Consider the following 20,634-nt stretch of genomic DNA (forward strand, 5'->3'; position numbering starts at 1 on the left):
CCCGTATAGCTTCCCGGACCGACGGTGACCGCCACCCGGTCGAGGCTCGCAAAACCGCCTTCCACATGGCTGATGAGCCGGTCGATGAGCGGCAGCAACGCTTCCGCGTGCCCGCGATCCATCGGGATCATCTCGCGCACCAGCGGCTCTTGATGGTCCGAATCGAAAATGCAGGCCGAACAGGCGCCGAGGGCGGTGTCGATGGCAAGAACGCGCAACGTCATATCTCCGTCTTCCGACGCTTCTTTAGAGCATGATCCGCCAAAGTGTGAACGGCTTTTCGAACGCCGTGCGCTTTCACGAGATCGTACAGAAGTCGGCGAACGGAAGACGCGGCGCGCGGGGACGCAGATCCGTCCGGTCGCCATAGCCGAGATTGATGAGGAAATTCGCCTTGATCGGCGTGCCCGCAAAGAAGGCGTTCGTGACGCCGGCCTGATCGAAACCGGACATTGGGCCGCAATCGAGCCCGAGCGCCCGCGCGGCGATGATGAGATAAGCGCCCTGCAGCGAGGAATTGCGCAACGCGTTTTCCTCGACGATCTCCGGTTTCTCCCGCCGCCAGGCCTCCACGTCGGTGCGCGGGGCGAGAAGAGGGAAGTTTTCGTAGAATTTCAGGTCATAGCCCACAATGGCCGTCGCGGGCGCGCTCATGGTCTGGCGCACATTGCCGGCGTCCAGATGCGGGCGCAGCCGCTCCTTGGCGTCCAGCGAGACCACGAAGACGACACGCGCCGGGCAGCAATTGCCGCTCGTCGGACCGAGCTTGGCGAGTTCCGCGAATGCGCGCAGCTGATCGTCGGTGACCGGCTTGTCCTGCCAACGGCGCAACGTCCGAGCCGTGCGGAAGATCTGGTCGAGGGCGGCGTCGTTCAACGGATCCAAAGGCCCCTCCCACAAAAAAGCGCGGCCTTTCAGCCGCGCTTGAATCTAGGGTCCGCGAGGATCGATTAAACGGCCTGGACCTCGCGCACATCGGGCAGGAAGTGCTTGAGCAGGTTCTGGATGCCGTGTCGCAGGGTGGCGGTGGACGACGGGCAGCCCGAGCAGGCGCCTTTCATGACGAGATAGACGACGCCGTCCTTGAAGCCGCGGAACGTGATGTCGCCGCCGTCGCCGGCGACCGCCGGGCGAATGCGGGTCTCAAGCAGCTCCTTGATGGTCTCCACCGTTGCCGCATCCGAATCGTCGAAGAATTCCTCGCCGTCAGTCGCCTCGGGCACGCCATTGTCGTTCATGACCGGTGCCCCGGTCATGAAATGCTCCATGATGCCGCCCAGGATGGCCGGCTTGAGGTGCTGCCACTCGCCGTCGGCCTTGGTCACGGAAATGAAATCGTACCCGAAGAAGACGCCCGTCACGCCGGGAACGGTGAACAGGCGCTCGGCCAGGGGCGAAACGGCGGCGTCCTGCGGAGCGCGTGCTTCGAACGTGCCTTCCGGCATGACGACGCGGCCCGGCAGAAACTTCAGGGTGGCGGGATTGGGGGTGGCTTCAGTTTGAATGAACATCGGTTTGTCCTCTGCGCCGGTTCAAGGCCGGCCGAGTGGGTCGTTTAAGGCGAGAAAGCCTTGGAATCGTTCTAACAGGTTTCCCTATGGATGTGGAACCACCTTGCGTGAAATCCAAGAGGGCGCGACCGAGATTCGGGCTCCTTGACGGAGGCGCGGCTAATTAGGTCGCATCGCGGCAAAGGCAATCCAGGTGGATAATTAGTCTTTCGTTGGAGTAACCCCGGCGGCGACGGAATCCGAGCCGAGTAAGTTTCGCTGAAAGCCAAGGTTCGGCGAAAGAATTTAATCTTTGAAGACATGGCCGCCTGAAGTGTTTGATGCCTTCAATATTGCAAAGAAAGGAGCGCGCCGTTGCCTCTTTCGCACTCTTGCGCGTGATTTATTATCAACCTAGGCTGAAATCATAAGTCAGAAAGGCCGGCTCGAACCGGCCATGGAGCGAAACGTGCGAGCGGACGTGGACGGCACGCCTTCCGATGCGGTCGCGAAATCCGGTAGCCTTCCGTGCGCGACGGGCAGGGAAGGTCGCTGCCGATGACGCTCGTTCTCGATCACGTCAGCAAGAAAGTCGGCGCGGAAACGCATATCGACGACGTATCGCTGACGCTGGAGAGCGGCTCGCTCAACGTGCTCCTCGGCGCGACRCTTGCCGGCAAGACGTCGCTGATGCGCTTGATGGCCGGGCTCGATGCTCCCTCGAGCGGGCGGGTCCTCGTCGAAGGACAGGACGTCACGGGGCGACCGGTGCAGCGCCGCAGCGTCGCGATGGTGTACCAGCAATTCATCAATTACCCGTCGCTCTCGGTGTACGAGAACATCGCCTCGCCCCTGCGCGTCGCCGGGCTGCCGACGCCGGAGATCAAGGCGCGCGTCGAAGAGGCGTCGCGGTTGCTCAGGCTCGAGCCCTATCTCGATCGAAAACCGCTGAATCTGTCCGGCGGACAGCAGCAGCGCACCGCGATCGCCCGCGCGCTCGTGAAACGCGCCGATCTCGTTCTGCTCGACGAGCCACTCGCCAATCTCGATTACAAGCTGCGTGAGGAATTACGCGAAGAACTGCCGCGGATCTTTGCTGCGTCGGGCGCTATCTTCGTCTATGCGACGACGGAGCCGACGGAAGCGCTTCTCCTCGGCGGGCGTACGGCGACATTGCATCATGGACGCGTGACGCAATTCGGCCCGACGCCGATGGTGTATCGACAACCGCACGATCTCATCACCGCGCAGGTGTTTTCGGACCCGCCGCTCAATACGCTGACGGCGCGAAAAGCAGGACCCTCGGTGACCTTGAGCACGGGCGGCGAAACCCGCGCCGTCGGCCCGTTCGCGCGCCTGCCGGATGGCGAATATACGCTCGGCTTCCGAGCGCATCATCTCGGCCTGGAGCCGATCGCAAATGGTGGGCTGGCCTTACCCGCCGTCGTCTCCGTTTCCGAGATCACCGGTTCGGAGAGCTACATCCATCTCGATGCCGGCGAGCGGCGATTCGTGGCGCTCGTTCCCGGCGTGAAGCGGCTCGAACCGGGCGCCGCCGTCACCGCGTTCCTCGATCCGCGTCATCTCCTGTTGTTCGACGCCACGGGCCGCCTCGTGGCGTCGGCCTTGGCGCAGGCTGCGTGAAGGAGGGCACGGATGGCGCAAATCACCCTCGATCATCTCGCCCACGCCTACCGGCCCGATCCGCAAGGTCCTGAAGACTACGCGCTGAAGGAAATCAACCACGTCTGGTCGCAAGGTGGCGCCTATGCGCTGCTCGGACCATCGGGTTGCGGCAAGACCACGCTGCTCAACATCATCTCCGGCCTGGTGCGCCCGACACGCGGACGTATTCTCTTCGACGACCGCGACGTGACCGATCTGCCGACAGAGGCGCGCAACATCGCGCAGGTGTTCCAGTTTCCCGTCGTCTACGACACCATGAGCGTGCGCGAGAACCTCGCCTTTCCGCTCAAGAACCGCCACGTCTCCCGCGAAAAGACCGCGGCCCGCGTCGACGAGATCGGCCGTCTGCTCGATCTGACGCGCGTCATGGATCGCAAGGCGAGCAACCTCACCGCCGATCTGAAACAGAAGATCTCGCTCGGACGCGGCCTCGTGCGCCCAGACGTGGCGGCAATCCTGTTCGATGAGCCGCTGACCGTCATCGATCCGCAATTGAAGTGGCAATTGCGCTCCACGCTGAAAGAGATCCATCGCGTCCTCGACCTCACCATGATCTACGTCACGCACGATCAGACCGAGGCGCTCACCTTTGCCGACAAGGTGGTGGTGATGCATGACGGCGCTGTCGTGCAGACCGGCACGCCGGAGGAATTGTTCGAGCGGCCGGCGCACACCTTCGTCGGTCATTTCATCGGCTCACCGGGCATGAACGTCATGCCTTGCCGGGTCGAGGGGATGACGGCTCATGTGGACCAAAGCGTCATCGCCCTGCCGCGCAGCTATCCGCGCCTGCTGCAGGATCAGCGCATCGAACTCGGCATCCGTCCCGAATTCGTTCATCTGCAACGGAAGGATGTCGGATTGCCGGTGCGCATAAAGCGCATCGACGATATCGGACGGGCGCGCATCGCGCGCGTGGAGATGGGTGGCCGGGCGCTTGCCGCGAGCGTTCCGGAAAACCTGACCATCGAAGGCGATGAGGCCTCCCTCGTGTTCGACGCGCCGCATGTGCACATTTATTCCAACGGGCACCTCGTTCCCGGTGAACCGGCGGAGGGCAGGGCACCATGAAGCCGGTGAACCACCGCGCCTGGTTTCTCGTTCTGCCCGTCTTCGCCGTGGTGGCGTTCTCGGCCGTGCTGCCGATCATGACCGTGGTCAATTATTCGGTGCAGGATACGTTCGGCAACAATCAGTTCTTCTGGAACGGCGTCGGCTGGTTTCAGGACCTGCTCGATCCATCCAAGGAACTCGGCGGACGGTTCTTCGATTCCCTTTGGCGCAATCTGCTGTTCTCGGCGATCATCCTTGCGATCCAAATTCCGCTCGGTATCTGCATTGCGCTCGCGATGCCGCGGGAAGGCTGGACGGTGGCGCTCTGCCTCGTTCTCATGGCCCTACCCCTTCTGATTCCGTGGAACGTCGTCGGCACGATCTGGCAGGTTTTCGCGCGCAGCGATATCGGACTACTCGGCTGGACGGTCAACCATCTCGGCATCGACTATAACTATACCGGCCACACGATCGATGCGTGGATCACCTTGATCGTGATGGACGTTTGGCATTGGACGAGCCTCGTTGCGCTGCTTTGTTACGCGGGCCTCAAATCCATTCCGGACGCGTATTACCAAGCCGCCCGCATCGATGGGGCGTCGCGCTGGGCGGTGTTCCGCACCATCCAATTGCCCAAGATGCGGCGGGTCCTGCTGATTGCCGTGCTCCTGCGCTTCATGGATTCGTTCATGATCTACACCGAACCGTTCGTGCTTACCGGCGGCGGGCCGGGCAATGCGACGACGTTCCTGTCGATCGACCTCGTGAAACTCGCCCTCGGGCAATTCGATCTCGGCAAGGCGGCCGCCATGTCGCTCGTCTACAACCTGATCATCCTCGCCGTGTGCTGGGTGTTCTACACCGTCATGACGAATGTCGACGCCAGTCGCGACAGGGTGGAGGCATGAGCGACACCGCCATCATCGCGCCTGCCGCGACACGCGCCACCGCCGTTCCAAGCCAAACGGCCGCCAACCGCGCGCTGACGCCCTCGCGCGTCAACGGGCGGACGCTGGTGATGGTGCTCTACCTCGTGTTCCTGATGCTGCCGATCTATTGGCTCATCAATATGAGTCTGAAGACCAACCTCGAGATCTCCAGCACCATGACGCTGTGGCCGCGGGAGATCACCTTCGAGCACTACAAGAAGATCTTCACGGACCCGAGCTGGTACACCGGCTACATCAACTCGCTGACCTACGTGGTGATCAACACGTTGCTGTCGATCTCCCTCGCGCTCCCCGCCGCCTACGCCTTCTCGCGTTACCGGTTTCTCGGCGACAAGCACCTGTTCTTCTGGCTGCTCTCCAACCGCATGGCGCCGCCGGCGGTGTTCGCACTGCCGTTCTTCAACTTGTATTCCGCCATCGGCCTGTTCGACACGCCCTGGGCGGTCGCCCTCGCCCATTGCCTGTTCAACGTCCCGCTCGCCGTGTGGATTCTCGAAGGCTTCATGTCGGGCGTTCCGCGTGAGATCGACGAGACGGCCGCCATCGACGGCTATTCCTTCCCGCGCTTCTTCATCAAGATCTTCATGCCGCTGATCGCGTCCGGTATCGGCGTCGCGGCGTTCTTCTGCTTCATGTTCTCGTGGGTCGAGCTGCTCCTCGCGCGCACGCTCACCTCGGTCAACGCCAAGCCGATCGCCGCGACGATGACCCGAACGGTGTCCGCGTCCGGCATGGATTGGGGACTTCTCGCCGCCGCCGGCGTGCTCACCATCGTGCCCGGCGCGCTCGTGATCTGGTTCGTGCGCAACTACATCGCCAAGGGCTTCGCCCTGGGCCGGGTCTGAGGGAGATCGCCGATGGATTTCGCCTGGATGGCATGGACCTGGCAGACGGCGATCTTCTTTTGCGTCATCGCGACCCTTCTATTCGTGATGATCGTCCTCGCCATTCTCTATCCGGAAACCGAACGGGTCGGCGTGCTTCGCATTCCCACGACCCGCGGCGACCGTCTTTTCATTTCGCTTCTCGGCACGGCCTTCATCAACATCGCCTGGCTCGGGTTCGTCGGACCCGACCTGTGGTGGGCGCTCGGTCTGTCCCTTCTCTACGCGGCGGCGGTGTTCCGCTTCGTGTGACGGGAGAGGCCTCAAAAGACTCGCCGGCCCAACCGAGCCGGAGAGATCGGCCGGACGTACGAGCCGGCTGCCTATAACGGGAGGAAGTCATGACAACATCTCGACGACACGTGAGACACCTCGTCTCCGTCAGCGCGTTCGCGCTGATGCTCGGCGGTGGCTCGGCCTTCGCCGGCATGGACGAAGCGAAGAAATGGGTCGACAGCGAGTTCCAGCCTTCGACGCTGCAAAAAGATGCGCAGATGAAGGAGATGGAGTGGTTCGTGAATGCGGCGAAACCCTTCGCCGGCATGGACATCAACGTCGTCTCGGAAACCATCACGACGCATGAATACGAAGCCAAGACGCTSGCCAARGCGTTCTCCGARATCACCGGCATCAAGCTCAMSCACGACCTGATCCAGGAAGGCGACGTGGTGGAGAAGMTSCAGACCCAGATGCAATCGGGCAAGAACATCTACGACGCGTGGGTCAACGATTCCGATCTCATCGGCACGCACTTTCGCTACAAGCAGGCGATCGCGCTCGACGATTGGATGAAGGGCGAGGGCAAGGACGTGACGTCGCCGACGCTCGACGTGAACGACTTCATCGGCAAGTCCTTCACGACGGCGCCTGACGGTAAGATGTATCAATTGCCGGACCAGCAATTCGCGAACCTGTACTGGTTCCGGTACGACTGGTTCCAGCGCCCCGACTTCAAGGAAAAATTCAAGGCCAAGTACGGCTACGATCTCGGCGTCCCGGTGAACTGGTCGGCCTATGAGGACATCGCCGAATTCTTCACCAACGACATCAAGGAAGTCGACGGCGTCAAAGTCTACGGCCACATGGATTACGGCAAGAAGGATCCATCGCTCGGGTGGCGCTTCACCGATGCCTGGCTTTCCATGGCCGGCAACGGCGACAAGGGCATTCCGAACGGGTTGCCGGTCGATGAATGGGGCGTGCGCATGGAAGGGTGCCGACCGGTCGGCTCCTCCGTCGATCGCGGCGGCGACACCAATGGTCCCGCAGCGGTCTATTCGATCACCAAATATCTCGAATGGCTGAAGAAATACGCACCGCCGCAAGCCGCCGGCATGACCTTCTCCGAATCCGGACCCGTGCCCGCGCAAGGCAACATCGCGCAGCAGATGTTCTGGTACACGGCGTTCACCGCCGACATGGTGAAACCCGGGTTGCCGGTCATGAACACGGACGGCAAACCGAAATGGCGCATGGCACCCTCTCCGCACGGCTCCTACTGGAAGGAAGGTATGAAGCTCGGCTACCAGGACGCCGGTTCCTGGACCCTGCTGAAATCGACGCCGCTCGAACGCCGCAAGGCAGCCTGGCTCTACGCGCAATTCGTCACGTCGAAGAGCGTGTCCCTGAAGAAGAGCCACGTCGGTCTCACGTTCATTCGTGAAAGCGACATCTGGGACAAGAGCTTCACCGACCGCGCGCCTCAGCTCGGCGGTCTCGTCGAGTTCTATCGCTCACCGGCGCGCGTGCAATGGACGCCGACGGGCAACAACATCCCGGATTATCCGAAGATGGCGCAGCTCTGGTGGCAGAATATCGGCGATGCGTCCTCCGGCGCGAAAACGCCGCAACAGGCGATGGATGCCCTCGCAGCGGCGCAGGACGACGTGCTCGGCCGACTCGAGCGCGCCAATGTGCAGGGCGAATGCGGTCCGAAACTGAACCCCAAGACCTCGGCCGAGGATTGGTTCAAAAAGGCCGAAACCTCCGGCAACATCGCGCCCCAGCGCAAGCTCGCCAACGAGAAGCCGAAAGGCGAGACGATCGATTACGACACGCTGATCAAGAGCTGGCCGGCATCGCCGCCCAAGAAGAGCTGATCACGTCGGCGATAATCGGGAAGAGAGCGGGAAGAGAGGGGCGCGTGCCCCTCTTTTTCTTTTGGCGGTGAAAAGGCTCAACCGGCGAGCGCGTCGATCTCTTCGTCGGTCAGGCTTCCCGGTACGACGACGATCGGAACCGGAAAGGTCGACGCGATCTTGCCGGCGAGCGACGAGACGAGCGGGCCGGGCCCCTCCTTGTTCGTACCGGCCGCAAGCACGAGGAAGGAGATGTCTTCGTCCTCGTTGATGAGTGCGGTGATCGCTTCCGAACGGTCGCCGACGCGGATCACCCGTTCGGGGTCGACGCCCGCGGCCGTGCGCGCCTCCTTGGCGGCCTCCTCGAGGCGCTTTTCGGCCTCGCCCTGGGCTTCCTCGACCATGGCCTCGCCGACACCGATCCATTCGAAATTGTCCGGCGGATCGACCACCGCGAGCATGATCATGCTGGCGCCGGTCCGCGCCGCGCGGCGTGAGGCGAAATGGACCGCGCGCGAGCATTCCGGGGTCTCGTCGACCACGACCATGAATTTCGGCCGATGGCCGGATTCGTAGGATCGGCGCTTACCGCTCATCCAGCCTCCACCGCATCAGCCGCGATGCTGCCGCGCCCGCGAGCCGAGCGCAAGGGGTCGAGCGCAGGGGCCCGGACGCACGGCTTCAACGGGCACGCACGAACCCGACGATGTCTTTCACCGCGGCCATGTTCGGCTCGGCGATGGCCCGGGCACGCGCCGACCCGTCGGCGAGAATCGCTTCGATGTGGCCGGGATCGTCGACGAGACGGCGCATCTCTCCGGCGATCGGCGCGAGTTTCGCCACGGCGACGTCCACGAGGGCGGACTTGAAGCCCGAGAACTGCGAACCGGCGTGATCGCGCAGGACATCCTGCGGCGTCACATCCATCAGCGCCGCATAGATGGCGACGAGATTCTCCGCCTCGGGACGCGCCTTCAACCCCTCCACTTCGCTCGGAAGCGGCTCGGCGTCGGTCTTCGCCTTGCGGATCTTCTGGGCGATGCTGTCGGCATCGTCGGTGAGATTGATGCGCGAATAGTCGGACGGATCCGATTTCGACATCTTCTTCGAACCGTCACGCAACGACATGACCCGGGTCGCCGGGCCCTGGATCAGGGGCTCGGTCAGCGGGAAGAAGGCATCGCCGAAACCGTGCTCGGCAATCGAAGCCGCCCAGTCATTGTTGAATTTCTGCGCCACGTCGCGGGTCAATTCGAGGTGCTGCTTCTGGTCCTCGCCGACGGGAACATGGGTGGCCCTGTACACGAGGATGTCCGCCGCCATCAGGTCCGGATAGGCGTAGAGCCCGACGGACGCGTTCTCACGGTCCTTGCCGGCCTTTTCCTTGAACTGGGTCATGCGGTTGAGCCAGCCGATGCGGGCGACGCAGTTGATCACCCAGGCCAGTTCCGCGTGTTGGGGAACTTGAGACTGGTTGAAGACGATGTGACGCTTGGGATCGATACCGGCGGCGAGGAACGCGGCGGTCACCTCGCGGATCTGGCGGTTGAGGTCTTTGGGATCCTGCGGCACCGTGATCGCGTGCATGTCGACGACGCAATAGATGCAATCGTGCGTCTCCTGCATCGTCACGAATCGCTTGATGGCGCCGAGGTAGTTTCCGAGATGGAGATTTCCCGTCGGCTGAACGCCTGAGAACACGAGCTCCTTGAACTGCGCCATCGTCTTTTGAACTCCAAGTCTTGTTGCGCCGCGTTATGACAGGGCGGGAGAGCGATGCAAGTGCCTAGATTCAGGTGTCGCCAAGCACCGCGGGCCGCCGGCCCATTCAGGACGTACCCTTGAGCCGCTCGATGTCTGTCCGCGTCACGGCACCCAACAACCAGGCGGCCACGCCGTAGAGAGCCAATCCGCCGACACACAGGACCGCGAGCACCAGGAAATTCTCACCCGGCAAGGCGATCATCGCCAGAGACAGACCCGCTCCCAGGACAAGGCTGGCCAGCAGGATGCGCGGCATCCTGGCGCCGAACGAGGCATCGAGCCGCCAGAGCCCCGCCATCTTCAGAATTGCGGCAAGCGTCGCCGCATGGGCGAAACAGCCGGCGGCGATGCCCAGGGCGATACCGGGCACGCCCAGGACGGAGCCGAAAATCCATCCGGCCGCGAGCGTGGTCCCGAGTCCCAAGAGGGTCGCTATCAGCGTCCCGCGCAGCGCGCCGCGGGCGAAGAGCGTCTGGGACAGCACCTTGCCGATGGCGGCGAAGGGCAGCCCAATGCTCAAAGCGGCTAAAACCTGCGCCGTGCCGGCCGAATCGGCTGGTCCGAACGCACCCCGCTCGAAGAGGACGACGGCGATGGGAGAGGCGAGAAAGACGAGAGCGACGCTCGCCGGCAGGGCAAGCAGCAAAGCCATCTCCATCGCTCGGTTCTGCGCATCGACGATCGCCTCGCCCACCCCAAGGCGATGGCGAGAAGCGAGTTCCGGCAGCAGGATCGCGGAGCCGAGCGCGCCCATGAGCCCCAGGGGCAGCTGCATCACCCGCTCGGAATAATAGAGCCAGGACACGCCGGAGGGCCAGAACGACGCCAGTTGCGCGCCGGCGAGGACGAAGATCTGCACCGCGCCGCTGGCGATCAGCGCCGGAAATACGGCGAGGAGGATGCCTTTCAACGCCGGGGTCAATCGCGGCCGGCGGAACGCGACGACGCGAACCCGCCCTCGGGCGAGGGCGATCGCGACGATTGCCAATTGGACGAGACCCGCGAGACTTGCGGCGGCGGCGAGCCACGTCGCCTGTCGCGCCAATGGCGTCGCCTCGAAAAACGGCAGCGCGAGAAGCATGGAGATCAAGGCCGCGTTGACGATCAGGGGCGCCATGGTCGCCGCTGTGAAGCGCCGGTGCCAATTGAGGATGGCGGCGCCGATGGAGGCCAGCGTCACGCCGACGACTGAGGGAAAGCCGAGACGGGTGTAGAGCGCGACAAGGCCGAGCGTGTCCTCGTTGAGCAAGCCCGGTGCGAGCGCGAAGGCGAGGACGCCCGCCGCCAGCTCCACGAGGCCCGTGACGGCGAGAATCGCGACAGCGAACACACTCATGACATCGCCCGCAAAGGGCGCCGCCTCGTCGGGGTCCATGCGCCCGAGCGCGGGAATGAGCGCCGGATTGAGCCCGCCCTCGCCGACCACCCGTCGCACCAGGTTCGGCAACCGGAAGGCCGCGAGAAATGCGTCGGCGACCGGCCCGGCGCCAAGCGCCTGCGCGAACAGGATGTCCCGTACAAAACCGAGAATCCGCGAGGCCGCCGCACCGATGCCGACGAGAAGAGAGGAGCGCAGAAGCGACATCGCAAAGCCGCGTACGAGAAAGGACGTGGCAGCTTTAACGGGCCGGCGGAGCTTTGTCTAAGCGGGCGAGAATTGGCAGGCCGACTTGGCGGGCGTCTCGCACTATTCCCGCGCGGCGGCGATCGCAGCGCGTTTGTCGGCGAGGGTCATGCCGCCGACATAGGATTCCGTCCCGACCAGAAACGACGGCGTCGCCGCGAGCCCCAACGAATTGCCGATGCGCAGCGCTTCCTTCATGAACCGGATGGTCTGGTCCGAATTGGCTTTTTCGAGGAGCCTCGCGTTGTCCGCACCGAGCTTCTCGGCCGTGGCGAGGGCGCGCTTGCCGTTGACCGTGCCGGGAAGGCCGAACAAGGCGAGATGGAACGGCAGATAATTCTTCTCGCCCTGAGTCTGCAGGAAGCCGAGCGCGACTTTCGTGGCTTCGACCGAGGGAGCGCCGAGCACCGCGAAATTGACGAGAACGTACGAAAGATCCGGTTCGGCTTTCAGGAGCGCCGGCAGATCGCGGGCCGACTTTTTGCACCAGGGGCAATTGTAGTCGAAGTACTCCACCATGATCACATCGCCATGGGCGTGGCCGAGGCGCACGGCGATGGGGAGATCGAGCGATTCTTCCACGAGCTCGACGGGCACCTTTTGCGGCTCCGGAGCAGTCTGCGCGAAAGCGGGCGCGGCGACATTGGCGACGGCGCAGCCGGCGATGAAGGAACGGCGGGAGAGAATCATGGCATCCGATCGGTTGTCAGGAACCGCGTTGCTGCCAATGAACCGTGGCCATTTCAAGAGCGCGCCGCACGTTTCACGGTGCCACGTCCGCGTGAAACGGCATCGTGAAGCGCAACGCCGAAATGGCGCGTGATCAGTTCGGGCGTCCTGGTTTACGCGTCGTCGCCGGTGACGCCGGCGGCGTCCTGCGCCTTCAACACTTCCGGACGCGGCATCGAGATGATGTTGTAACCGGAATCGACGTAGTGGACCTCGCCCGTTACGCCGGCCGAAAGATGCGACAGAAGGTAGAGCGCCGATCCACCGATATCGTCGATGCTCACGGTGCGACGCAGCGGGGCATGCGCCTGCTGATAGGTGAACATCAGCCGCGCGTCGGAAATGCCTGCGCCCGCAAGCGTGCGGACGGGGCCGGCCGAGATCGCGTTGCAGCGAATGCCGTTCGGGCCGAGATCGGACGCGATGTAGCGCACGCTCGCCTCGAGTGCGGCCTTGGCGACACCCATCACGTTGTAGTTCGGCATCACACGCATGGAGCCGCCATAGGTCAACGTGAGCAGCGAGCCGCCGGGCCTCATGCGCTTCGCCGCACGCTGTGCGATCTCGGTGAAGGAGAAGCAGGAAATCACCATCGTGCGCGAGAAATTCTCGCGCGTGGTGACGTCGACGTAGGAGCCCTTGAGCTGCGACTTGTCGGAAAAGCCAATGGCGTGAACGACAAAATCGATGCCGTCCCAATGCTTGTCGAGCATCTCGAACGCGGCGTCGACGGAGGCGACGTCTTCCACATCGCAAGGCACGACGAGCTTGGAACCGAGCGAGGCCGCGAGCGGCGTCACGCGCTTGCCCAAGGCTTCGCCCTGATACGTGAAAGCGAGTTCCGCGCCGTGTTCCGCCAGGGTCTTGGCGATGCCCCAGGCGATGGAATGATCGTTCGCGACGCCCATGATGAGCCCGCGTTTGCCGTGCATGAGACCGTTCACTGACGTCCCCCCTCAATCGTCCTCGGCGTTTTAACGCACGCCGTGGGACATCATTCGATGCCCGGTCGCTCAGGGCGCCGGGCGCAATCGCTCACTCGATCATCAACCGTTGTAGCGGCTCATGACGAGCGTGGCGTTGGTGCCGCCGAAACCGAACGAGTTCGACAGGACCGTGTCCATCTTCGCATCGTCGATGCGCTTGCGGACGATCGGCATGTCGGCGAATTCGGGATCGATCTCGTCGATATGGGCGCTCTCGCAGATGAAACGGTTGTTCATCATCAGGAGCGAATAGATCGCCTCCTGCACGCCCGTGGCGCCGAGCGAGTGGCCGGTGAGCGACTTCGTCGCCGAGATCGGCGGGCATTTGTCGCCGGAACCGAAGAGCTGACGGATCGCTTCGATTTCTTTCTGGTCGCCGACCGGCGTCGAGGTTGCGTGCGGATTGATGTAGTCGATCGGCGCATCGACGCCTTCGAGCGCCATCTTCATGCAGCGCATGGCGCCCTCGCCCGAAGGCGCGACCATGTCGTAACCGTCGGACGTCAGGCCGTAGCCGACGATCTCGCCGTAAATCCGCGCGCCGCGTGCCTTGGCATGCTCCAGTTCCTCGAGAACGAGGACGCCCGCGCCGCCGGCGATGACAAAGCCGTCGCGGTTGACGTCGTAAGCGCGGGAGGCGACCGACGGGCGATCGTTGAACTTCGTCGACATGGCGCCCATGGCGTCGAACAAGACAGAAAGGGTCCAGTCGAGATCCTCGCAACCGCCGGCGAACATGACGTCCTGCTTGCCGTACTGGATCATTTCATAGGCGTTGCCGATGCAATGATTCGACGTCGCGCACGCGGACGAGATGGAATAGTTCACGCCCTTGATCTTGAACCAGGTGGCGAGTGTCGCCGAGGCGGTCGAGGACATCGCCTTCGGGACCGCGAAGGGACCGACGCGCTTCGGCCCTTTCGAGCGGGCGATGTCGGCCGAATCGACGATGGTGCGGGTCGAGGGACCACCGGACCCCATGATGATGCCGGTGCGCTCGTGGGAAATCTCGCTTTCCTCGAGACCGGCGTCGCGGATCGCCTGATCCATGGCGACGTGGTTCCACGCCGTGCCGGTGCCGTGGAAACGCATGGCGCGGCGATCGACGATCTCTTCCGGGTTCAAGGTCGGCGCACCGTGGACCTGACAACGGAAGCCGAGCTTCTCGTAATCCGGGGCCTGGACGATGCCCGACTTCGCTTCGCGCAACGAGGCCAGGACCTCCTGCGTGTTGTTGCCGATGGACGAGACAATGCCCATTCCGGTGACGACGACGCGCCTCATAACAAACCTCTTCGTAGAAATTCGATGCCGACCGAGTGCATGCAAGTCGCCGATATGGAACCATTCGGCGTCAAAATCATGCGCAACTTCGAGAATTTAGAGCGTGAGCAGCCCGGATTCCAATGCGCTGCTCACATTCTACACGTGGGATCGGCGTCCTTTGTTCTCAACCGTCGATCGCGATGAACTGGAATCCAACGGGTCCGGCAGCCACTTTAAGCGGAAACGAGGCCGAGCCCCGCCTCCGGGAGCCTAGCCTCCTGCCGGGGTCTCCGCCTGGAACAGGCCGACCCGCAGATCCTTCGCCTCGTAAATGCGCCGGCCGTCGGCCTCGAGCCAGCCGTCGGCGATGCCGAGCACCAGCTTGGACCGGAACACACGCTTGAAATCGACCCCGTAGACCACTTTCTTGACGGTCGGCAAAACCTGGTCGGAGAACTTCACCTCGCCGACACCAAGCGCCCGACCGCGACCGGGGGAGCCGGACCAGCCGAGGAAAAATCCGACCATCTGCCACAGGGCGTCGACGCCGAGACAGCCCGGCATGACCGGGTCGCCCTTGAAATGGCACGGAAAAAACCAAAGATCGGGCCGCACGTCCAGTTCCGCCCGAACATGGCCCTTGCCGTATTCGCCGCCGTCCTCGCCGATGGAGACGATGCGGTCGAACATCAACATGGGGGGGAGAGGCAACTGCGCATTGCCGGATCCGAACAGCTCTCCGCGCCCACAGGCGAGAAGGTCTTCGTATGTATAGCTCGACTTGCGGGCCATGCCGGATGCCGATCCTTTCAATCGTGGACGTCGAAAAGCGGGACGTCGATAAGGCGAACCCGCGGATCGGAACCCGCGGGGCGTTTGGGATGCGCCCTCGTAACACAGGCGCGTCGTCCCTCAAAGTGGTGCATCCGAAGCCGAATTTCAGCCAAGATGCAAGCTCCTCGCGGGACTTTGCCTTGCGGCACCCCTCTCGCCTTCCTATGATTATGGTGATAAATCGCGCGCTTCATGCTTTAGTTCAGAGATGACAGACCCACTCTCCTCCTTCATCGACCCCAAGGCGATCCCTCTTTATCGCCGTGGCTGCCCCCTTTCGGAGCTGCGCGACAAGCTGCGCCGCGTCGGCCTCAGGCCGACCCGTCAGCGCGTGTCGCTCGGCTGGCTCCTGTTCGGCAAGGGCGATCGGCACATCACCGCCGAGATGCTGTTCGACGAGGCGTCCCGGGCACGGGTCCCGGTGTCGCTCGCGACCGTCTACAATACCTTGCACCAGTTCACGGAAGTGGGTCTGCTGCGCCAGCTCGCCGTTGACGGCACCAAGGCCTATTTCGACACCAATCCCACCGAGCACCACCATTTCTTCCTCGAAGATATCGGCGAATTGGTCGACATGCCGTCCGCCGGCATGACCGTCGTCGATCTTCCGGCCGCGCCGGAAGGCATGGAAGTCGCTGGGGTCGAAGTGATCGTCAGATTGCGCAGGAAGGCAAGCTGACCGAAACCCCGATAGGGGCTGTTTAGCGCGACACTACCCTTAATTGCGATTCGTGCGACGGTTTGACTCGCCCGTTAACACTTTACTAACCATATGATTCTTATAAGGATTTTCCTCGGGGAGGAAAATCATGGATGCCACCTATCACCTGAACGGCGGATTTAAGCCAACAGCGAAACGGTTTGCTGATCTCGACGGCCCTGACTACTTCCCGACCCCAAAATGGGCGACCTTTGCCTTAGCGGACAACGAGGCGTTCGAGGGCGATATCTGGGAGTGCGCATGTGGTGATGGTGCGATGTCCGAGGTTCTGGAGAAGAACGGCAACAGGGTCATCAGCTCCGACCTTTTTTACCGAGGCTATGGTGAAGGTGGCGTTGATTTTCTGGATACAACGCGCTCCTGCGACAACATCGTGACCAACCCGCCGTACAACGCGGCCGAAGGCTTCGTTGCGACTGGAGTGAGACAGGCAAAGCGTAAGTTTGCGTTACTGCTTCGCCTTGCTTTCCTCGAAGGAGCCAACCGAGCAAATACGATCTTCGCGACACACCCCCCGGCCCGCGTCTGGGTATTTAGCGAGCGAATTACCTTCTATCCTGCCGGCGCCATCCAGAAGGGGTCTGGTACAACCGCCTATGCATGGTTTGTTTGGGACAAAGACGCGTCTGGGACCGAACTCAAATGGTTCAAGCCGGGATACAAGGGGCGTACATTCTAGACTTGGCCTAGATTTTTGAGATGAAGCAGTCCTGCGTCGGTAAGCCTGTATGTTCCCCTTACAGGACGGTCTACAAAACCTTCACCGATGACATTTCCGGCTGAACTCTCGTGTGATTTCAAGTTCCGTACACGCTGCTCCCACATTTCTTCGTTTTTTCGAACCATGGAGGGTTGGTGATCTTCCGAGGTCAACGTGACGAAATCTGGGACCCGCAAAATCAACGTTCTCATTGTAGCTTGGTTGTTTGGGCGTGATGCCAGCACACGCATCACGCCGATACCCAAATCTGTCTCTGACGTCTTCGCCATGCAATTATCCTCGGTTAGATCCAACTATACGCTAGGATTTGTTGCATAGCCTGCCTTATGCACGCGCAAAGTGCAACGGTAGGCACCCTATCTCGACGCTCGCCTCAGCGAATCAGTCCTAGCCCGTACACCGCGAAGGCGATCAGGAAGATCGCCACGAAGATGTTGAGGAACCGGGGCGCGACGATCGACGCGATGCCGAGAATCAGGGCGAGGAGCGGGAGAAGGTTCTTCAGGCTGAGCGACAAGGTCATGCAGGCGGTCTTTCTCGAAGGTTCATCGGCGCGGCGCGCCATCCCGATGGGATATCATTCCACCTTCTCGTTCGGATAGACGCCCCAGACCTTGTCCTGGCGGATATACCCATCCACGTCGCGCGATTTCTCCAGCACGATCACGATCCGGCACCACGCGCCGCCGCATTCCTTGATGCTGGCGATCACGCTCGGCTGGAGCTGCGCGACGACGTTGCCCTTGTCGTCCGGCCGGTCGAGAAGGGGAATCGGCGTCGTGTTCTTGGCCCAGGGCATGATCAGGCCGGTCCGGCGACCGGAGAGAAGCGAATGGAGCACCCAGCCTTCGGTGCCTTCCGAATCGCGGATGCGACGCCAGGTTTCGTATTCGGCGATGATTTCGACGGGCAGTCCGGCGCGCTGGAACACCCATGCCGTACGGTGGTCCTTGGACGGGCCCTCGCGCAGATTGACCCGGTCCGTCTTGAGACTGACGTAGCGCGGAACCGGAAGGCCCGTGCCTTTGCGCCCGCCCGGAGCTTCCTGCGCCAGGGCAGGACCGATGTTCAGGGACAGCAGGATGACGAGAAACAGGAACTTGCGCATGATCTCAATCGGACAGGTGCTTTTCACGCTCGTCGACTCGGCCCCGCATCGGGTTTGTCTCCGCTCGCGCCTCTGGTAGACAAGCTGGACGATGCGCGCCACGCGGCGGCTCGTCGCCTTAGTCGCCGAATTGTGGTTAAGGGCGCGTGAAGAAGCGTAAAATTCCTGTTCGGATATCGACCTCGGGGGCGTTGGATGAAGAAAAGACCTGTCGTCGTCGTGACCCGCCGGCTGCCGGACGCGATCGAGACCCGGTTGCGCGAATTGTTCGACACGAGGCTCAACCTCGAGGACAAGCCCCTGTCGCGGGAAGCGCTGATCGAGGCGGTAAAGACCGCTGACGTGCTCGTCCCCACAGTCACCGACGAAATCGACGCTGCGATCATCGCGGAGGCTGGTCCCTCCCTCAAGCTCATCGCCAATTTCGGCAACGGCATCGATCACGTGGACGTGGTCGCGGCGCATGCCAAGGGCATCACCGTCACCAATACGCCGGGCGTCCTTACCGAGGACACGGCGGACATGACCATGGCGCTCATCATGGCGGTCGCGCGGCGCATCCCGGAAGGCGCGCAGGTGATCGAATCGGGCGATTGGCCCGGCTGGTCGCCGACCTGGATGCTCGGGCGGCGCATCACCGGCAAACGCCTCGGCATCGTCGGCATGGGTCGCATCGGGCAGGCGCTGGCACGGCGCGCCAAGGCCTTCGGTCTCTCGATCCACTACCACAACCGACGTCACGTACCGCCGAAGATCGAGGCCGAGCTCGAGGCCACCTACTGGGAATCCCTCGACCAGATGTTGGCCCGCATGGACATCGTGTCGGTGAATTGTCCGCACACGCCCGCGACCTTCCATCTGCTGTCGGCCCGGCGGCTCAAGCTCATGAAGCCGAGCGCGATCATCGTGAACACGGCACGCGGCGAAATCATCGACGAATCCGCCCTGACCCGCCTTCTCGAAACCGGCGCCATCGCCGGCGCGGGTCTCGATGTCTTCGAGGAAGAGCCGGCGGTTTCGCCGCGCCTCGTCAAACTCGCCCGGCAGAACAAGGTCGTTCTGCTTCCTCACATGGGATCGGCGACCTACGAGGGCCGCATCGACATGGGCGAAAAAGTCATCGTCAACATCAAGGCGTTCATCGACGGACACAAGCCGCCCGACCGCGTGCTGCCGAGCATGCTGTAGACGGGGGAGGCGGAGAACCGTCCCCCGGTTCAGCAACGCGCCTCAAGCACGTAAAATTCGTCCTACGAGAGAAGGCCTTCCTGGCGGGCGAGGTCGCGCAGGCTCGTTTGCGGGCGGGCGCCGAGATGGCTGATGATCTCCGCTGCCGCGAGGCCGCCGAGGCGGGCGCAATCGACGAGGTCGAGATTCTGGGTCAGGCCGGCGAGGAAGCCGGAGGCGAACAGGTCGCCCGCGCCGGTGGTGTCGACCACTTGGTCGACCGGGAAGGCCTTGATGGCGCGGGTCTCGCCGCGGCTGACGACGAGCGCGCCCTCGGCGGAGCGGGTCACGACGCCCAGGACCTTCTCTTCGCGCAAGGCGTTGAGGGCGCTGTCCGGATCGGACGTGCCGTAGAGGCTCTGCAATTCGTGGATGTTGGCGAACAGGATGTCGAGACTGCCGTCGCGCATCAGGCCCAAGAACTCGTCGCGGTAGCGATCGACGCAGAACGCGTCGGAGAGGGTCAGCGCGACCTTGTTGCCCGCTTGGTGGGCGATCTTCACGGCCTTCCGGAAAGCCTCCTTCGCCGCTGGCGGATCCCACAGATAGCCTTCGAGATAGACGATGCCGGCACTGCGAACAGTGTCGGGATTGACGTCGTCCGGTGTCAGGTTCTGACAGGCGCCGAGATAGGTGTTCATCGTGCGCTCGCCGTCCGGTGTCACCAGTATGAAGCTGCGCGCCGTGGCCGGGCCGTCGTTGGCGAGCGAAACGTCGTAATGGACGTCGATGGCCTTGAGGTCGTGGGCGAACAGGTTACCGGTCTCATCGTTCTTGACCTTGCCGATGAAGCCAGCCTTGACCCCGAGCGAGGCGACGCCCGCCGCAGTGTTGGCGCCCGAGCCGCCGGAGACGATCGTCGCCGGGCCCATGGCCGCGTAGAGGTGTTCGGCGCGGTCCTCGTCGATGAGCTGCATGGCCCCCTTGTGGACCTTTTGCGCGGCCAGGAAAGCCTCGTCCGTATGGGCGAGCACGTCGACGATGGCGTTGCCGAGGGTCAGGACATCGATGGAATGGGAGGACATGAACGATCCGAAAGCGAGAGAAAATGCTGGCGCGCTTTCGCATTGGCAGGCGAGCCGGTCAAGCGTCTCGACGGGTCGGCATGGGTTGCGACGGTGCGCCGGCGGGTTCGGATTCGCTCGCGGCTGCCCGCGAACCGTCCAGGATCGCCAGGATGCGATGGATATCCTCGTTGCTCAGGGTGCCGATTTCCCGCCCCAGGCGATTGGCGAGCAATGTCGCTTCCGGGCGGGTGCCACCGGTGTCGATCCTGATCTTGGGATCGGACAGATCCGCGAGCCGCGCCAGCGCATCGGCTTCGTCCCAGATGATGTTGAAATATTGCAGTATGCCCTGGATCAGGGCCCAGGTCGGCTTGCCCCGTTCGCCACGCTCGAGCGCCGAGAGATAGGCGCTGGACACGCCGAGATGCGCCGCCATGTCTTTCAGGAGGAGCCCGCGTTCGCGGCGCAGGTGCCGTACCCGTTCGCCGAAGGGTGTCATGCGCGTC

At 62.9% G+C, this 20,634-nt stretch carries 23 protein-coding genes; 9 read left to right on the plus strand and 14 right to left on the minus strand.

Translation table 11 applies throughout. The features are described 5' to 3' along the window. The 3 genes from AC1DT3_RS00985 to AC1DT3_RS00995 all read right to left on the minus strand — a co-directional run. On the minus strand, positions 1-218 hold a 218-nt coding region (locus AC1DT3_RS00985; protein ID WP_477463385.1), incomplete at its 3' end, for a tRNA threonylcarbamoyladenosine biosynthesis protein TsaB. 79 nt (positions 219-297) lie between these two features. Beyond that, positions 298-885, minus strand: coding sequence for a malonic semialdehyde reductase (locus tag AC1DT3_RS00990; RefSeq protein ID WP_477463355.1), 588 nt, complete (start codon positions 883-885; stop codon positions 298-300). A 65-nt stretch (positions 886-950) separates the two neighbouring features. After that, complete coding sequence (locus AC1DT3_RS00995; protein ID WP_477463356.1) at positions 951-1,511, minus strand: NifU family protein; 561 nt, start codon at positions 1,509-1,511, stop codon at positions 951-953. A gap of 537 nt (positions 1,512-2,048) precedes the next feature. Here AC1DT3_RS00995 and AC1DT3_RS01000 point away from each other — a divergent pair. From AC1DT3_RS01000 to AC1DT3_RS01025, 6 genes are all read left to right on the plus strand, one after another. Next, complete coding sequence (locus AC1DT3_RS01000; RefSeq protein ID WP_477463357.1) at positions 2,049-3,134, plus strand: ABC transporter ATP-binding protein; 1,086 nt, start codon at positions 2,049-2,051, stop codon at positions 3,132-3,134. 12 nt (positions 3,135-3,146) lie between these two features. Further along, positions 3,147-4,247: an ABC transporter ATP-binding protein gene (locus tag AC1DT3_RS01005; RefSeq protein WP_477463358.1), complete on the plus strand. Its 1,101-nt coding sequence runs from the start codon at positions 3,147-3,149 to the stop codon at positions 4,245-4,247. Further along, positions 4,244-5,137, plus strand: a complete 894-nt coding sequence (locus tag AC1DT3_RS01010) for a carbohydrate ABC transporter permease (RefSeq protein WP_477463359.1) — start codon at positions 4,244-4,246, stop codon at positions 5,135-5,137. The genes AC1DT3_RS01005 and AC1DT3_RS01010 overlap by 4 nt, the downstream gene beginning before the upstream one ends. A gap of 110 nt (positions 5,138-5,247) precedes the next feature. Further along, on the plus strand, positions 5,248-6,024 hold the full coding sequence (locus AC1DT3_RS01015) for a carbohydrate ABC transporter permease (protein ID WP_477463386.1): 777 nt from the start codon (positions 5,248-5,250) through the stop codon (positions 6,022-6,024). Between the two features lie 12 nt (positions 6,025-6,036). Next, positions 6,037-6,315 carry a DUF2160 domain-containing protein gene (locus tag AC1DT3_RS01020; protein WP_477463360.1) on the plus strand — a complete coding sequence of 93 codons (279 nt, stop codon included), beginning with the start codon at positions 6,037-6,039 and terminating at the stop codon, positions 6,313-6,315. Positions 6,316-6,404: 89 nt separating this feature from the next. Next, positions 6,405-8,162, plus strand: coding sequence for an ABC transporter substrate-binding protein (locus tag AC1DT3_RS01025; protein WP_477463361.1), 1,758 nt, complete (start codon positions 6,405-6,407; stop codon positions 8,160-8,162). 77 nt (positions 8,163-8,239) lie between these two features. Here the strand turns inward: AC1DT3_RS01025 and AC1DT3_RS01030 are convergent, their stop codons facing one another. From AC1DT3_RS01030 to fabA, 7 genes are all read right to left on the minus strand, one after another. Further along, a complete protein-coding gene (locus AC1DT3_RS01030) occupies positions 8,240-8,737 on the minus strand; it encodes a universal stress protein (protein WP_477463362.1) in 498 nt (165 codons plus the stop codon). Between the two features lie 85 nt (positions 8,738-8,822). Then, positions 8,823-9,863, minus strand: a complete 1,041-nt coding sequence (gene trpS, locus AC1DT3_RS01035) for a tryptophan--tRNA ligase (RefSeq protein ID WP_477463363.1) — start codon at positions 9,861-9,863, stop codon at positions 8,823-8,825. A 106-nt stretch (positions 9,864-9,969) separates the two neighbouring features. Next, positions 9,970-11,490 (minus strand): murein biosynthesis integral membrane protein MurJ, encoded by a 1,521-nt coding sequence (murJ, locus tag AC1DT3_RS01040; protein WP_477463364.1) that lies wholly within the window; start codon positions 11,488-11,490, stop codon positions 9,970-9,972. A 102-nt stretch (positions 11,491-11,592) separates the two neighbouring features. Beyond that, entirely contained in the window at positions 11,593-12,219 is a 627-nt protein-coding gene (locus AC1DT3_RS01045; RefSeq protein WP_477463365.1) for a DsbA family protein, read from the minus strand. 152 nt (positions 12,220-12,371) lie between these two features. After that, positions 12,372-13,202 (minus strand): enoyl-ACP reductase FabI, encoded by an 831-nt coding sequence (gene fabI, locus AC1DT3_RS01050; protein ID WP_477463366.1) that lies wholly within the window; start codon positions 13,200-13,202, stop codon positions 12,372-12,374. Positions 13,203-13,304: 102 nt separating this feature from the next. After that, positions 13,305-14,528, minus strand: coding sequence for a beta-ketoacyl-ACP synthase I (gene fabB / locus AC1DT3_RS01055; RefSeq protein ID WP_477463367.1), 1,224 nt, complete (start codon positions 14,526-14,528; stop codon positions 13,305-13,307). A gap of 252 nt (positions 14,529-14,780) precedes the next feature. After that, positions 14,781-15,302, minus strand: a complete 522-nt coding sequence (gene fabA / locus AC1DT3_RS01060; protein ID WP_477463368.1) for a 3-hydroxyacyl-[acyl-carrier-protein] dehydratase FabA — start codon at positions 15,300-15,302, stop codon at positions 14,781-14,783. Between the two features lie 250 nt (positions 15,303-15,552). Here fabA and irr point away from each other — a divergent pair, with 250 nt between their 5' ends. Then, complete coding sequence (gene irr / locus AC1DT3_RS01065; RefSeq protein ID WP_477463369.1) at positions 15,553-16,023, plus strand: Fur family transcriptional regulator Irr; 471 nt, start codon at positions 15,553-15,555, stop codon at positions 16,021-16,023. Between the two features lie 130 nt (positions 16,024-16,153). Beyond that, the gene (locus AC1DT3_RS01070; RefSeq protein ID WP_477463370.1) at positions 16,154-16,744 is read left to right on the plus strand and encodes a hypothetical protein; all 591 of its coding nucleotides are present in this window, start codon (positions 16,154-16,156) and stop codon (positions 16,742-16,744) included. 415 nt (positions 16,745-17,159) lie between these two features. Here the strand turns inward: AC1DT3_RS01070 and AC1DT3_RS01075 are convergent, their stop codons facing one another. Further along, entirely contained in the window at positions 17,160-17,309 is a 150-nt protein-coding gene (locus tag AC1DT3_RS01075) for a DUF3096 domain-containing protein (protein WP_477463371.1), read from the minus strand. Positions 17,310-17,363: 54 nt separating this feature from the next. Further along, complete coding sequence (locus AC1DT3_RS01080) at positions 17,364-17,894, minus strand: SH3 domain-containing protein (protein WP_477463372.1); 531 nt, start codon at positions 17,892-17,894, stop codon at positions 17,364-17,366. Positions 17,895-18,089: 195 nt separating this feature from the next. On the opposite strand from AC1DT3_RS01080, the gene AC1DT3_RS01085 reads away from it, so the two are divergent. Further along, the gene (locus tag AC1DT3_RS01085; protein WP_477463373.1) at positions 18,090-19,082 is read left to right on the plus strand and encodes a 2-hydroxyacid dehydrogenase; all 993 of its coding nucleotides are present in this window, start codon (positions 18,090-18,092) and stop codon (positions 19,080-19,082) included. A gap of 62 nt (positions 19,083-19,144) precedes the next feature. Here AC1DT3_RS01085 and AC1DT3_RS01090 read toward each other — a convergent pair whose 3' ends face one another. Together AC1DT3_RS01090 and AC1DT3_RS01095 are read right to left on the minus strand one after the other, a co-directional pair. Beyond that, a complete protein-coding gene (locus AC1DT3_RS01090; RefSeq protein WP_477463374.1) occupies positions 19,145-20,146 on the minus strand; it encodes an adenosine kinase in 1,002 nt (333 codons plus the stop codon). A gap of 58 nt (positions 20,147-20,204) precedes the next feature. Then, on the minus strand, positions 20,205-20,627 hold the full coding sequence (locus AC1DT3_RS01095) for a helix-turn-helix domain-containing protein (RefSeq protein WP_477463375.1): 423 nt from the start codon (positions 20,625-20,627) through the stop codon (positions 20,205-20,207). Between the last annotated feature and the right edge of the window lie 7 nt (positions 20,628-20,634).

Source organism: Microvirga sp. P4_G7, assembly GCF_056401005.1.